The sequence below is a fragment of the Collinsella sp. AF28-5AC genome, assembly GCF_003457875.1.
Taxonomy (GTDB): domain Bacteria; phylum Actinomycetota; class Coriobacteriia; order Coriobacteriales; family Coriobacteriaceae; genus Collinsella.
The window spans coordinates 64,335-79,202 of record NZ_QRTA01000006.1; the positions used below are offsets into that span (position 1 = coordinate 64,335).

Consider the following 14,868-nt stretch of genomic DNA (forward strand, 5'->3'; position numbering starts at 1 on the left):
GAACGGTTTACCGGTCCGCCCAACGCGCAATAAAACGTTCCGCCGCATTGCAATAAAAAAGGGCGGCCGGATAACCCGACCACCCCAAAACACCCTTATGTTGCCGCAGACTACTTGCGGACGACCTTGACGATGGCATCGCCAGCGGAGACAGCGGAGTCAGCCTCGACGGCGAGCTCGACGTCGGCGAACTCGGCGGTGTTGGACACAGCCACGACGACGCAGTCCTTGTAGCCGGCAGCGGCGATCTTGGCGCGGTCGATCTTGAGCATGGGCTGGCCAGCCTTAACGACATCGTCGGCCTTGACGAAGCCCTCGAAGCCGTCGCCGTTCATGTTGACGGTATCGACGCCAACGTGCACCAGAACCTCGATGCCGCTATCGGACTGCAGGCCCACGGCGTGACCCATGGTGACGGTCACCTTGCCGTCGCAGGGAGCGTAGACCAGATCGTCCTCGGGCCACACGGCGCAGCCCTTGCCCAGGACCTCGCCGCCAAAGACGGGATCGGGCACATCGGCCATCTTGATGACCTTGCCCTTGACGGGCGAGCACAGCACGTCGGCGCCGGCAGAAGCAGAGATGGAGGACGGAGCAGCGGCAGTCGCGGGCTCAGCCTTCTTCTTGAACATGTCAAACAGACCCATACGTTTTCTCCTCTTGATTAAGCGCAACGTTATGCGCATCCCTATGGTGATTATAGTGCCAAATGACCAAAATACTAAGGCGAGGGCTCGAATCGCAAGCCCTTCCCGGTAGTGCTCGTGGGATGAGCATCTCCTTTGCATCGCGGGTCGATAAGCCGAGTATCGCCTGCGCACGGGACGAGCAGAAGCGGGCGCACCAAGCCAGATACTTCTTTTCGCTCTCGAGTCCTGCCGCCGCCCCGTCCCTGACACTTCCTGATACCGACCGAAACGTGCCAAAATAAACCCGTCCCTTTTTGGTAGGTTTGGCGAGTGTGGATTTTCGGACGCTTAACTAACGAGCGTGGATAATCTCCCACTTTGACTTTGAGGCCGTCACCGAGCCAAAAACGGGAGATTATCCACGTTCATTTTGGATGACCCCCTTGTACCAAGCCGAGCTCCATGGTCAAGTAATAACGACTTCTCATCATTAGATTGTTTACATGAATTCTAATAACTATTTAATCCTTAAACTCGTTATTAGAATTGATATGATTAGCCTAATAACGAGTTTCCGGCACTAAAGATATGGAGGGCGCGATGCAAATCGAGGAGAACGGCCAGGGAACGCTCCGCAATAATCTATCGGGGAAATTGGCTTACTATTCGTTTTTTCCAACGCCCTTGCAATCATTGAGGCAGCTAAACCTCACCGAGGAAACCTATCGCACGCTTTCCGCATGCTCACGAAAGCTTGGAGAGCTTGAAGGCATGCTCTACTTTGTTCCCAACGCCGACATGTATCTGACAATGTACGTGCGCAAAGAAGCACTCCTTTCTTCGCAAATTGAGGGAACCCAGTGCACGTTTGACGACCTACTTAGTCCATCGCAAACACAACTCCATCATAAAGATGTCGCAGACGTCGTGAATTACGTCCGTGCTGTCGACCGCGGCGTAGAACTGCTCAAAAAGATGCCCTTGTGCACGAGACTTCTTAGGCAAGTTCATGCGGTCCTGCTGGACGGAGTGCGCGGAACGGAGAAGAATCTAGGCGAACTGCGCTCCTCACAAAACTGGATTGACCCCTCAGGCTGCACCATTGCAACCGCATCGTTTGTCCCTCCAAACATTGAAGATTTGAGTAACACGCTCCAGGACCTCGAACGCTTTATCAATGAGCCTCAAGTCGAAATGGATCCGATTGTGCGGGCGGCGCTCGTCCATTACCAATTTGAAATTGCCCATCCATTCCTAGACGGAAACGGTCGCCTGGGCAGGCTTCTCATTACACTTATGCTCATCAATGATGGCGTTCTTCATTCTTGCTTGTTCTATCCATCGTTCCAGTTCAAGAAAAATCGAAGCGAGTACTACCGGCAACTCACATCCGTAAGGGAGAGAGGCACTTACGAGGAATGGATAGAGTTTTTCTGCAACAGTCTTCTCGAGAGTGCGGAGGACTCGGTAGGGTCTTTAAAAAACCTTGTTGACCTCCATAACCGTTCCACAGCAACCATTACCGAAAATCTCGGAAGGACTGCTGCAAACGGGCAAAGGCTGTTGGGCATTCTTGAAGAGCACCCCATCGTCGACACCGCATTCATCGCTGCCCAACTCGATATCGGCAGGAGTACCGCGAGCTCGCTCGTCAAATCATTTGAAGAATTGGGTATCCTCCGTCCGCTCGACGAGTCAAGACAGAGATACCGGCAGTACGGGTATGAAGAGTATCTTTCGATTCTCAGGGAAGACGCCGAGCCGATTAGATAGGCATCGCAACCCAGGCAAATTAAAGCGAGCGTGGATAATCTCCCACTTTGAGCCTGCACACAGGCCAAAAACGGGAGATTATCCACGCTCATTCCTGAGTAGTCATTTATGAACGTCCCCAATGACTAGTCCGGCAACGCCGATGTTTCGGCAACGACAGCGAGCGAGCCGCATTCGGAGCAAGACGACGCCGCAGGTAGAGAACGGACAGCGAGCGAGCCGCATTTGAGGCAAGGTGACGTGAAACGAAAGGGCGCTGACCTTTCGGTCGCGCCCTTGAAGTTGAACGTCAGATTGTCCAAATGCGGCCCGCGCAGCGTCGAGCCGTTACGCGATTTGGTAAAACCGCGTAACTACTACTCCCGAGCTCCGTACTGCTCGTAGTAGGCGTCGATGGCGGTCTTGAGCTCGTCATCGATGACAACCTTGCCGTCGATCTCGTGGTTGTAGAGGGTCTCGACGACCTCGGCCATGGAAACGATGCTCGCGACGGGGAAACCGTACTTTGCCTCGATCTCCTTCTGAGCGGTGGTCACACCGCCCTTGCCGACCTCCATGCGATTGAGGGACACGATCAGGCCCTTGATCTCGACATCGGCAGCAGCCTTGACCTTGGGATAGGTCTCGTCGATGGACTTGCCGCTGGTGGTAACGTCCTCGACCATGACCACGCGGTCGCCGTCCTTGGGCTCATAACCCAGCAGGTTGCCCTTATCGGCACCGTGGTCCTTGGCCTCCTTGCGGTCGCAGCAGTACTTGACCTCCTTGCCGTACAGCTCGTGGTAGGCAATTGCGGTAACAACAGCCAGCGGAATACCCTTGTAGGCCGGCCCAAACAGGACGTCAAAGTCGTCGCCAAAGTTATCGTGGATGGCCTGGGCGTAATACTCGCCCAGCTTCTTGAGCTGATAGCCCGTCACGTAAGCGCCGGCGTTCATAAAGAACGGGGACTGACGGCCGCTCTTGAGCGTAAAGCTGCCGAACTTAAGAACGTCGGACTCAACCATAAACTTGATGAACTCTTGCTTGTAAGCCTCCATGCGGGCTCCTCTCGTAATTGCGTACGTGCTCTTCAGTTTAGCGCAGGCGAGGCGTCGATGTGGGCGTGCTTTGAGGCCACATCCCCCCGTTAGAGTAAGGAACTGGGCGGCGGCTCATACGCTAGTCCTTGGGCGTCCAGGACCAGAAGAAGTTAATAAGGGCCACACGCGAGGCGGTATCGGTCTTCTTGTTGATTGAGGAAATGTGGCGATAGAGCGTGGAGCGCGAAAGGAAGAGCGTTGTGGCGATGTCCTGAACGCTCTGGTCCGAAACGACCAAGACCTCAAGAATATCGCGCTCGCGCTCTGTAAGCCCAAAGGTGGCGACGAAAGCATCGAGGCGTTCATCGGACGTGAGCTCCGCTGCCTCCACGGGCTCGGGGTCGGAACATGTGGGCGCAAGATCCCCACCAAGATCGTCGGTGGCAAGCGGCAGGCCATCCTGCATCACGGCATCATCGGCTCGTTGCCCCAACTGCCCCAGCAGCGTAATCGCAATGCCCACAAACATCACGAGCGCCGCACCGACCGCAGCCAGCACGTTTTGACTCGAGATGATCGCCACCGCCGGCGCCGTCACGAGCATCGAGCACACGTTGTTGACGACGCGACCCATGCACGGCCAAAAATATGACCAGCGCGCATAGAGCGAGACGGCGGCGAATTTTGTGGTAAAGAACACCACGAAAAAGCCCGAGCCCAGATAAAAGATGATCGTGGCAGCAAGCTCGTTGCCGCCATTGCCATCGACGATGAGCACAAAGAACGAAAGCGTGGACAGTATGGCGGCGCATGTCATGCCGATATTCATATACGAGCGGCCGTGCAGGTCAAATAGTGCGCCAGCGACCAACGAGCTCACGACAAGCAGCAGGCGCGGCCAATCGCCCAAATCGACGGCTCCGACAGCATGCAGGGTCGTGAAGCCCGCGTTGAGAGCGGCGAATACGCTGGAAAGATACGCCGTCGCCACGGTCAGGCGAACTACGGCGCGACGGAATGCCGCCTTTGCCTCGGGATCGTCATGCCACTTGGCGCCATATTCCAGAGCATCTACCGAAAGCCCGGCAGCACTGGGTTCAAAGTTGGGATCGGACTCGTCGCGCAGCTTGGCGCATCGGGCACCGTGGAGCAACGCCACCTGCGCGATCGCACAGACGACCAGAACAGCCTGCTGAGGAATGCCGACAGGCATCACCATGTGGTTGAGAACCTGCACCAGAACGCCCATGGCGTAAGAAAGTGCGGCGGCGCGCGCCAGGCAGGGCGTCTGCGCAAAACGCCGCGCAAGATTGGCATGGGCGGTCGATCCGCAATAGCCCAGGGCGCAGCACGCCACCAGGCCGCCGGCAATTACTACCTCAAACCGCACTGCCGTAATCATCAGCAGCAACGCCGATACCAACAGCACGCCTGTAATATCGCTCGTCGCATCGATCGTCTGGGGAAGGCGATAGTACAGAAATGGGCGCACGAAAAAGCCAATCACGCTCGCGCCGACAACGATGCTCTCGTAGATGACGACCTCACTCGATGGCACGAACTCGGCTATGCGCACATCAAAAAGATACTCGCACGCCAAAAACGTGAAGAAGAACAGCGCCAGGCATATAATCTCCCGAATGCCCCGACGCAAATATGCGGTTGTGTCTCCCATGCCCCTCATGGTTAACCCCCAGCAGCTCAATTGTCTGGAAATCTATTTTAATAAAGAACCAGTCTCAATATCGAAGCCAGGCTCGAAATGCTGCCAATTCGACCCCAGTCATCCACATCACGCCGCGATTTTGAGCCGCATGGACCAGAAGGGACACGCGCAACGCCACTTCCTTGATGGGCATCCCGATGCGAACGCGCCCGGCAAGCATTAACTGCTCGCCGGGCGCCTGGGCTAGGACGTTATAAAGCAGGACTTCCGAAACGCGACGGTCAGGTCCGCCTCCTAAGGGCCTGAGGTGCTCAAGATTGGGAGCGACAAGCCCGACGAAGCGTACTTTAGGTACGCGAGGAGGGTTGGAGCCTCAAGGTTGAGTACCTCAGTGCCCTTAGGCCAAATCTTCGCCGTTGGTGGCGATAACCTTCTTGTACCAGTCGAAGCTCTTCTTTTTGGAGCGCTTGAGGGTGCCGTTGCCCGCATCATCGCGGTCCACATAGATAAAGCCGTAGCGCTTGGACATCTCGCCCGTGCCGGCAGACACCAGGTCAATCGGGCCCCAGGTGGTGTAGCCCAGCAGGTCAACGCCGTCCTCGGTCACCGCATCGCGCATCGCGGCGATATGCTGGCGCAGGTAGTCGATACGGTAGTCGTCGTTGATGGAACCATCCTCCTCGACAACATCCTTGGCGCCCAGGCCGTTCTCAACCACAAACAGTGGCTTCTGATAACGGTCGTACAGGTCGTTGAGCGTAATGCGGAAGCCCAGTGGATCGATGGCCCAGCCCCACTGGCTCTCCTGCAGGTAGGGGTTCTTGGCGCCGGCGAAGGCGTTGCCCTGGGTGCGCTCGACATCGGGGTTATCGGCACCGGCGGAGCAACGGGTGCTGTAATAGCTAAAGCTGATGAAGTCGACGGTGTTGGCGGCCAGGATCTCGCGGTCCTCGTCCGTCATGCCCACATCGATACCCAGACGCTCGAGCTTCTTGACGGCATAGGCCGGGTAGTAGCCACGGCTCTGAACGTCGACGAAGAAGTAATTGTCCTGATTGTCGAGCTGCGCCTGGCGCACATCGCCCGGACGACAGCTGTAGGGGTAGTAGCTACCTGCGGCGAGCATGCAGCCAATCTTGACCTCGGGGTCGATCTCGTGGGCAATCTTGGTTGCCCAAGCGCTGGCAACGAGCTCGTTGTGGGCGGCCAGGTACTCGACAGCCTCCTTGTTCTCGCCCTCCTCAAAGACCAGACCGGCACCCATAAACGGCAGGTGCAAGATCATATTGATCTCGTTAAAGGTAAGCCAGTACTTCACCAGACCCTTGTAGCGGGTAAAGATTGTGGTCGCGAGGTTCTTGTAGAAGTCGATGAGCTTACGGTTGCGCCAGCCGCCGTACTCCTTGATGAGGTGAATCGGACAGTCGAAGTGCGCGATGGTCACGAGCGGCTCGATGCCGTGCTTTTGACACTCGCGGAATACATCCTCGTAGAAGGCCAGGCCAGCCTCATTGGGCTCGGTCTCGTCGCCGTTGGGGAAGATGCGGGTCCAAGCCAGGCTCATACGGAAGGTCTTAAAGCCCATCTCGGCAAAGAGAGCAATGTCCTCTTTGTAGTGGTGATAGAAATCGATGCCGGTCTGCGCGGGATAGTAATAGCCGTCCTCGAAGTCGAGCATTTTACGCTGGCCGGAGACCACCGCATAGCGCTCGGGGCCGTGCGGAGCCACGTCCACGTTGGCAAGGCCGCGGCCGTCCACGTTATAGGCGCCCTCGCACTGGTTGGCAGCCGTCGCGCCGCCCCACAGAAAGTCTTTACGAAAAGCCATGCATCGATCCTTTCATACGCTGCTTGTCGTGGTTTCAGTATCCCCGCAAATAGGGCCTCGCCCAACGACAGCGACGCAGGCCGACACTTCTTTTCGCACACGGCGGCCCGGCAGCCGCCCCCGTCTGACACTTTCTGATACCGCCGCCCCAAACCACCACAAAGGGGACAGGCACCTTTGTGGCGGCTTGGGCCCGGTTTGTCTCGATCTGTAACAGGTAGAGACGATTTAGCCCGCTAGATGTTACAGATCGAGACAGAAGATTCTAGTCGCAGGTGATGTCGAGGTTTTGCCGACGAGGCCTACGTAACCGCCTTCGCTCAGCAATTCATTTGACTGAATAGGAAAGAAAGGAAAAAATAGGAAAAAAAGGAAAGGAGACTTATGACTGAAACCATCTTCTCCCCCTCATTTGGAAATCGCCCGTCCTATCTGGTGGGTCGCGGGAACGTGATTTCGACATTCATCTCCGGTCTTGAGCAGGAGCCGGGCAATCGAGACCGAGCCATGCTCATGCTCGGCCAGCGAGGCAGCGGCAAGACGGTTCTTCTGTGGGAACTTGCCGACCGCGCACGCAAGCTCGGTTTTGTTGTCGCCACACCCACCGTAGCCTCCGAAGATATGCTTGAGCGCATTGTTGAAAAAATCCAAGAAGCAGGCGAGCCTTATGTCAGCAAGCGTCATCTCCCCAAACTTTCTGGCGGTAGCTTGAGCGTCTTCGGCTTCTCAGCCGGTCTCGAGTTCACACGCGATGTGCAGGAGACCAAGAGTTTCCAGTTCAAACTCACGCAGCTGGCGCGCAAGCTGACCGAGCAGGGGCACGGCATCCTCATCCTTATCGATGAGCTCCAAGCTAATTCACCTGAGATTAGACAGCTCGTCACCGCCTATCAAGAGCTGGTCGGTGAGGGACTCAACGTCGCGCTTGTTATGGCAGGTCTCCCGGGAGCCGTCTGTGCAACGCTCAATGACCGCGTGCTGACATTTCTCAACCGCGCTCGCAAGGTCACGCTCGAACCGCTTTCAGTCGGAGATGTCGATGCCTATTATCAGCGGGCTTTCGAAGAGCTCGACCTTGATATTCCAGGCGATCTTCGCCTCCGTGCCGCTCGCGCAACCCAAGGCTCGCCCTATATGCTGCAGCTCATCGGCTATAACATCGGCAATCGCTGCAAGACAGGAGAACACGTAACGCCAGAGCAAGTCGACGGAGCTATCGAAGCGTCAAAAGCCGATTTCGAAAACGATGTTTGTGAAACGACGCTCGCCGCGCTATCGGACCAAGACGTCGCGTTTCTCGACGCAATGACTGATGACGAAGACGCCGTTTCGCGCATTTCCGATGTAGCGAAACGTATGTCAGTCACACCCGACTATGCGCAAAAGTATCGCCGGCGCCTCATCGACGCCGGCGTAATCGAACAGGCGCGCCGCGGTTACGTGCGTTTCGCCGTTCCATATATGGCTGACTATCTGCGCAGCCAACTCTAGGCAGCCACCACAAAGGGGACAGGCACCTTTGTGGCGGCTTGGGCCCGGTTTGGCTCGATCTGTAACAGGTAGGCCGTCGAAACCGAGCCTGGTGTTACAGATCGAGATTGTTCGGTCTGTCCCCTGCAGTTTGTCTAAATCTGTAACAGGTAGAGACGATTTAGCCCGCTAGATGTTACAGATCGAGACAGAAGATTCTAGTCGCAGGCGATATCGAGGTTTTTGCCGATGAGGCCTACGTAGCCGCCCTCGGCAGCCTTGGGGCTGTCAGCATGGCAGAGAACCCACTTGTCGGCCTTCCAGTAGCAGTAGCTGTCACCGGCGGTAGGCATGTCGGTTGCGGCCTCGGGGCGCGGGCCGTTGGTGCCGGCGGGAAGCGCCACCATCACCTGGAAGCCACCGTCGTCGACCATGCACGGCGTGTAGTGGAGCGTGGTGTTGAAGACCTCGACAACCTTGCCCGCCGGCACGCAGAACGCCTTGACGCACGCGGTATCGAGCTTGCCGTCCTCGATCTCCCAGCGATGCGCCACGAGCAGGATAAAGTCGCGCGCGCCCAGGTTGAACTCACTCGCGCGGTGGTACTCCAGGCAGTTGAGACGCGTGTTGTGGCCGTTGCACCAGCCGAGCTGGAAGGGACGGCCACCAAACATGAGAAAGCCCAGTTTATCGGCATCCTTGACGCCCTCGAGCTCCGGCGCACTTGCAACGTACTTGCTGCCCTCGGGGATGGGCGTGGCAGAGAGCGCCTCGAGCACGGGCGACGTGAGCTCAGACGGAACGTCATCCCAAACGTTGCCATAGGATTTGAACTCGGGATCGTTGACAGAGTAGATATGCATGTTCACTCCTGTTCGTAAATGTGACTATACGAACATTCTAGAACAAACATGAGCGATTTTGAACGCTCACCCCGACCAATCAACAAAAAGGCGCCCCCGCATAAGCGAAGGCGCCCAATGCGCGCGTTTTGGACGACAAAGCCCTTACGCCTGCTGATAGTGCAGATGCTTCTCGTCGATATCGGCCAGGTCGCGGTCGAGGTAGCGGCGCGCAAGCCAGTTGGCCATGGGGAGGTTCTGGTCCAGGTAGTTACCGCATTCCTCGGGAGCGGCACCGGGGACATCGCCCTCGAAGCCGGCGACAAACTCAAACAGCTCGCGGACGAGCGGCAAGACCTTCTCGCTCGTCAGCTCGCCAAAGACAACCAGGTAAAAGCCCGTGCGGCAGCCCATGGGGCCAAAGTAGACAATGCGGCTCGACCACTCGGCATGATTGCGAAGGAACGTCGCGCCCAGGTGCTCGATGGTGTGGCACTCGGCCGTGTTCATGACCGGCTCCTTATTGGGCGTGGTCAGGCGCAGGTCAAAGGTGGTAACGGCGGCGCCGGTCGCCGGATCGCGGTCGATGCGGCTCACGTACACGCCGGGCTCAAGCAGCAGATGGTCAACGGAAAAGCTCGCGATGCGCTCCATGGCAGATCCTCTCGATAGTCAAATTGGGACGGGGCTCTTTTAGCTGGTTCGAATGGTCACACCAATCATACCAGTCAAAAAAGCCCCGTCCCAAAAAGACAACTTAGCCAAGGACACGGGCCATACGCGTCTTGAACTCGGACAGGAAGCGCGGAGCATCCACGGTCAGTGCCACAAGCGCGCTCTTGTCCGGATCGGACAGGCGACGCTCATCGCAGATGGTGCGACCGCGGTACTCGCCCAGCAGATCAACACGCAGGTTGCAGCCGAGCGCACCTACGAGCGTGGGGTCGACCGCCACGGCAACGGCCAGCGGATCGTGCAGCGCACAACCACCCAGGTAGGGTGCGTTCATCTCGTACGAGCCAATGTAGTGCTCGACCATGCTCGCAAATGCGCAGCCCGCCATGGTGCCCGAGCCCGTCCAGCCGGCAATGTCGCGGCGTGTGAGCACCACGCGATGCGTCACGTCCAGACCCACCATGGTGAGCTTACGGCCCGAGCGCAGCACCGCGTCGGCTGCCTCGGGGTCGCTCGCCATGTTGGCCTCGGCGCCCGCGCTCACGTTACCGGGCACGGTAAGGGCGCCGCCCATCACGACCACGCGGCCGATGGACATCATCGCCGCCGCATCGCGCTCCAGGGCGAGCGCCAGGTTGGAGAGCGGGCCAGTCGCTACGTAGACCAGATCGGGACCATAGGTGCGCGCGGCATCGATCAGATAATCGACCGCAGCGTTGCCGTCGGCCGAGGTCGCCCCCACCGGCTCGTAGGGCGACGCGGGCACGCTCGCGCCGCCGATGCCGTTCTTGCCGTGAATGAGCGCGGTGGACGCCGGCGGCGTATAGGGCTCAGTCGCCTGCAGAGGACGGTCGGCACCCAGGTACACCGGAACCTCGGGGCGACCCAGCAGATCGAGCACCGCCAGGCAGTTGTGCGCCGATTGCTCGACGCGCACGTTGCCAAAGCACGTGGTGATGCCCACGAGCTCCACCTCGGGGCTCGCGATGGCATAGGCCAGCGCCATCGCATCGTCCACACCCATATCCAGATCAAGGATCAGCTTCTTGATTGCCATTGTTCTACTCCGCTTCTCCGTCTTTATCGTTTAACCAAACCAATGTTCAACTTCGGCGCGCGTGGGAATCGATTGCTGAGCGCCCAGGCGCGACACCGTCACTGCCGAGGCGCGAGCGCCCGCGGCCATGCACTCAAAGAGCGGCAAGCCCTCTAGGCGAGCCGCCACCAACGCGCCGATAAACGTATCGCCGGCGGCCGTGGTATCGACTACCGCACTCGAAAGTGCCGGCATGCGCAGCAGCTCACCGCCATCGCCGAGCGTAACCGAGCCGGCACCGCCCAGCGTGATGACCGCGGCGCCGGCGCCCTTGTCGAGCAGCGCATTGAGCGCGGCGACGCAACTCACATCATCCGTGGGCAGAATGCCCGTCAGCACCTGGCACTCGGTCTCGTTGGGACAGACCAGGTCGACCGCAGGCCAGACCTCCGCAGGCAGCTCGCAGGCGGGCGCTGGATTAAAGACCGTATAGAACCCCAGCTCGTGAGCGCAAACAAGCGCCTCGGCCGTCGCCGCAAGGTCACATTCGCCCTGGGCGATAAAGACGCTTCCGGCAGCCGGGGCAATCTCGCTGGCGTCGCCGTCGAGCTCATGGGCCACCAGACGCCTCAACGCGCAGGCAACGTCCGCGCCCGCAAGCGCATGGTTGGCGCCCGGTGACAGTATGATGCGGTTGTCGCTCTCGCAGCGAATGATGGTCGCCGTTCCCGTCTCCACGTCATCGCGATGCACTACAAAGTCACAGTCCACGCCGGCGTCTTGGAGCCCCGCCACGAGCGACGCGCCGAACGCGTCGCGACCGACCGCGCCGATCATGTGCGTGCACGCGCCCATACGCGCGGCAGCTACGGCCTGATTGGCGCCCTTGCCTCCGGCGTTGGTGATAAACCCGCTGCCGCCGACGGTCTCGCCCGCACGCGGTATGCGCTCGCACGCCACCGAAAGGTCCATGTTCATGCTGCCGAACACCGCAACGATGCCGCGATCTGCCATGGAAACCTCCTCATCTGCGGGCCTTATGCCCACCGTCGGCCGTCGATCGTGCACTCTCGCACCCCCTATAACTTTAGTTCACTTTGATGTGGACGCGCGCTTGAGCTTGCGCCAGCAGCAAGCATTCACAGGAGCAGGCAGCTACAATGAAGGCGTGATGATTATTCTCGTCATTGGATGATGTTTTATGGAACAACTCTCGCAATCGGGCTCGCGCGGTCGACGCCGCACGGGCAACGAGCCGGCGCCGCACGAACGCGTGAAGGGCGAACGCCGTGCCGACGAACCGCGACGCACCGCGAGCCCCCATCGCGCTTCTGCCAACAACGCGGGCCGCGCCAACACTCCCGCCGCGGAGCAGACGCCCGCTCGCCCCAAGTCCCGCTACATCCCTGCACTCGACGGCCTGCGTACGCTCGCCGTCGTCGCGGTGGTGCTCTATCACCTTAACCTCACGTGGGCTCAGGGCGGCCTGCTCGGCGTCACGATCTTCTTTGTGCTTTCGGGCTATCTGATCACGCGCTTGCTGCTCAACGAAGTCGCTAAGACCGGCCGCATCGACCTCAAGAGCTTCTGGATCCGCCGCATCCGTCGCCTGATCCCCGCCGTGGTGACCGTCGTGGTGGTGACCTGTGCGCTGTGCACCGTCTTCAACCACGTGATGCTCACCAAGATGCGCCCCGACATCCTGCCGTCGCTGTTGTTCTTCAACAACTGGTGGCAGATTGCCCAAAACGTCTCGTACTTCAATGCTCTGGGCGACCCCTCGCCGCTCACGCACTTTTGGTCGCTTGCCATCGAGGAACAGTTCTACCTGATTTGGCCGCCACTGCTGTTTGCCATGGTATCCATGCATGTGAGCAAGCCCAACACGCGCCGCGTGGTTCTGGGCCTTGCCGCGGTATCTGCCCTAGCCATGATGGTGCTTTACAACCCTGCCGCCGACCCCAGCCGCGTGTACTACGGCACCGACACCCGCGTGTTCTCGCTGCTGCTGGGTGCCTGGATGGCCTTTATCCCCGATCGCGACCTGGCGCCGGTGCGTCTCGCTCGTCGTTTGGGGCTCAATCGCCTAGCTGGCGCCGCCAAGCACGGCAAGAACGCCGAGGGCAAGCCTGGCGAGAAGGCCGACGAAGCAGCCGAGACCGCCCCGGCACAGCCGAGCGCCCTCGTGCGCTTTTGGTCCTCGCCCGCATCCATCGATGTGTTGGGCGTCGTGGGTCTGGTTGGCCTTGCCGCCATGGTCGCGCTCACCAACGGCTACACCGCCTTCCAGTATCGCGGAGGCACACTGCTGTGCTCGATCCTCACGCTCATGGTCATCGCGGCCTGCGTGCAGCCCCAGGGAATGGTTGCCCGCGCGCTGTCCGCCGAGCCGCTCGTGTGGATTGGCAAGCGCTCGTACAGCATCTACCTGTGGCACTATCCGCTGCTGTTGCTCATGAACCCGGTCGCCAACATCAACGATACGCCCTGGTGGCAGTACATTTTGCAGGTGCTGCTGGTGGTCGCCGTAGCCGAGTGCTCCTATCGCTTTATCGAAACGCCGTTTAGGAAGGGCGCCTTCGGCCGCACCGTCGCCGAGTTCCGCGATGGCACCACAAAGCCCGCTAACTGGGCACGCGCGCACGTCCCTGCCTGCGCAACCTGCGCTGTCGTGTTGGTCGTTGCACTGGGCGGCCTGATCTTTGTGCCCGAGACGTCTGCGCTGAGCGGTGAGGGCGCCGAAGTTCTGAACAAGGAAGCCAAAAACACCGCGCCCACCGACCAGCAGGCGGCCGACGACACCGACAAGGACAACGACGGCTTCCCCGATGGCTCCTACGACCTGTTGATGATCGGTGACTCCGTGTCGCTGCGTGCCGTTGATTCCTTTGATGGCGTGTTCCCACACAGCCATATCGATGCCGAAAAGGGCCGCCAGTTTGATGCGGGCCGCGCGACATTTGAGGGCTATCTCCAGCAGAACCTTGCCGGCAAGATCGTGGTCTTTGCGCTGGGCACCAACGGCTTGGTAACCGACGACCAGATCGACGCCATCATGGCCGATGCAGGAGATAAGCGTATTGTGGTGTTTGTGAACACGCGCAGCCCGCAGCCGTGGGTTGGCTCTACCAACCAGGCCATCGCCAACGCCGCTACGCGCTACAAGAACGTGCGCGTTATCGATTGGTACGGATACAGTGCCAACCGCAACGACCTGTTCGATGGCGATGGCACGCACCTATCGACCACTGGCGTGACTGAGTACCTCAACTTGATCCACGATGCCGTCAAGAAGGACCTGCCCGTACACCCCGAGGATCACGTCAACGATCCGCAGCCGGCAGCCGTCAAGTCTGCCACCGACGCACTCGTCAATGCGCTCGCTCTCAAGCCACACAAGCTGGGCACCGACAAGTAACCTGCAGCGTAAACTTCCCACATCCGGAGGGGGTGTCTGCTACGGCAGACACCCCCTCCGGCAGTTAGGGACACTCCTGGCGCAGCCAATGAAGACCTCTACGGATGAATTCCAAGCCGCTCCGCCGTTCCAGACATCGTTTCCGCGCCTCGCGCCTGCCCCAAACAATCAAAACAAGCCCTTTTCGCCGCAACCTCAAAGGTCTGTGGACAAAAAAGGCAAATATGAGTAGTGTTACCATTTTAGTAACAGGCAAAACCACCCAAAATGACGTCTGAGCGTCTCCTACAACCCCTAAAGCAGCCAACCTGACTGGTTTAAGGCGTATTGGAACCAATTTTAATGAACATACTATAGTTTATGTTCATTATCTTCTTGGATGTAAATGCTATTCACTTAGCAACAGTACTCATATTTGGCATTTTTTGCCCACTGCCATATAGCTAACACCCTACAGCAGGCAAAAAAACAGGTCGCAGCCCATGGCGGCGGCCTGTTTGGAGTCCAAA

General features: G+C 58.9%; 11 protein-coding genes. 3 read left to right on the forward strand and 8 right to left on the reverse strand.

Features of this window, described 5'->3' with window-relative positions; all coding sequences use genetic code 11:
• Positions 1-110 precede the first annotated feature (110 nt).
• A complete protein-coding gene (locus tag DWZ01_RS05760; RefSeq protein WP_117790320.1) occupies positions 111-647 on the reverse strand; it encodes a PTS glucose transporter subunit IIA in 537 nt (178 codons plus the stop codon).
• 582 nt (positions 648-1,229) lie between these two features.
• Here DWZ01_RS05760 and DWZ01_RS05765 point away from each other — a divergent pair.
• Positions 1,230-2,402, forward strand: coding sequence for a Fic family protein (locus DWZ01_RS05765; RefSeq protein ID WP_158556999.1), 1,173 nt, complete (start codon positions 1,230-1,232; stop codon positions 2,400-2,402).
• A 356-nt stretch (positions 2,403-2,758) separates the two neighbouring features.
• On the opposite strand, the gene pyrE is transcribed toward DWZ01_RS05765, so the two are convergent.
• From pyrE to DWZ01_RS05780, 3 genes are all read right to left on the reverse strand, one after another.
• Positions 2,759-3,442, reverse strand: a complete 684-nt coding sequence (gene pyrE, locus DWZ01_RS05770; protein ID WP_117848347.1) for an orotate phosphoribosyltransferase — start codon at positions 3,440-3,442, stop codon at positions 2,759-2,761.
• A 121-nt stretch (positions 3,443-3,563) separates the two neighbouring features.
• Positions 3,564-5,099: a helix-turn-helix domain-containing protein gene (locus DWZ01_RS05775; protein ID WP_158557000.1), complete on the reverse strand. Its 1,536-nt coding sequence runs from the start codon at positions 5,097-5,099 to the stop codon at positions 3,564-3,566.
• A 388-nt stretch (positions 5,100-5,487) separates the two neighbouring features.
• Positions 5,488-6,918, reverse strand: a complete 1,431-nt coding sequence (locus tag DWZ01_RS05780; RefSeq protein WP_117848349.1) for a 6-phospho-beta-glucosidase — start codon at positions 6,916-6,918, stop codon at positions 5,488-5,490.
• A gap of 384 nt (positions 6,919-7,302) precedes the next feature.
• On the opposite strand from DWZ01_RS05780, the gene DWZ01_RS05785 reads away from it, so the two are divergent.
• Positions 7,303-8,409: an ATP-binding protein gene (locus DWZ01_RS05785; RefSeq protein WP_117848350.1), complete on the forward strand. Its 1,107-nt coding sequence runs from the start codon at positions 7,303-7,305 to the stop codon at positions 8,407-8,409.
• Between the two features lie 197 nt (positions 8,410-8,606).
• Here DWZ01_RS05785 and DWZ01_RS05790 read toward each other — a convergent pair whose 3' ends face one another.
• The 4 genes from DWZ01_RS05790 to DWZ01_RS05805 all read right to left on the reverse strand — a co-directional run bounded on the left by DWZ01_RS05790 (position 8,607) and on the right by DWZ01_RS05805 (position 11,955).
• Complete coding sequence (locus DWZ01_RS05790; RefSeq protein ID WP_117848351.1) at positions 8,607-9,251, reverse strand: DUF4867 family protein; 645 nt, start codon at positions 9,249-9,251, stop codon at positions 8,607-8,609.
• Positions 9,252-9,395: 144 nt separating this feature from the next.
• Positions 9,396-9,884: an S-ribosylhomocysteine lyase gene (locus DWZ01_RS05795; protein ID WP_117848352.1), complete on the reverse strand. Its 489-nt coding sequence runs from the start codon at positions 9,882-9,884 to the stop codon at positions 9,396-9,398.
• Positions 9,885-9,987: 103 nt separating this feature from the next.
• Entirely contained in the window at positions 9,988-10,962 is a 975-nt protein-coding gene (locus DWZ01_RS05800; RefSeq protein ID WP_117848353.1) for a nucleoside hydrolase, read from the reverse strand.
• Between the two features lie 30 nt (positions 10,963-10,992).
• Positions 10,993-11,955, reverse strand: a complete 963-nt coding sequence (locus tag DWZ01_RS05805) for a ribokinase (protein ID WP_117848354.1) — start codon at positions 11,953-11,955, stop codon at positions 10,993-10,995.
• 187 nt (positions 11,956-12,142) lie between these two features.
• Between DWZ01_RS05805 and DWZ01_RS05810 the strand changes: the two genes are divergently transcribed.
• Entirely contained in the window at positions 12,143-14,359 is a 2,217-nt protein-coding gene (locus DWZ01_RS05810; protein ID WP_117848355.1) for an acyltransferase family protein, read from the forward strand.
• Positions 14,360-14,868 lie beyond the last annotated feature (509 nt).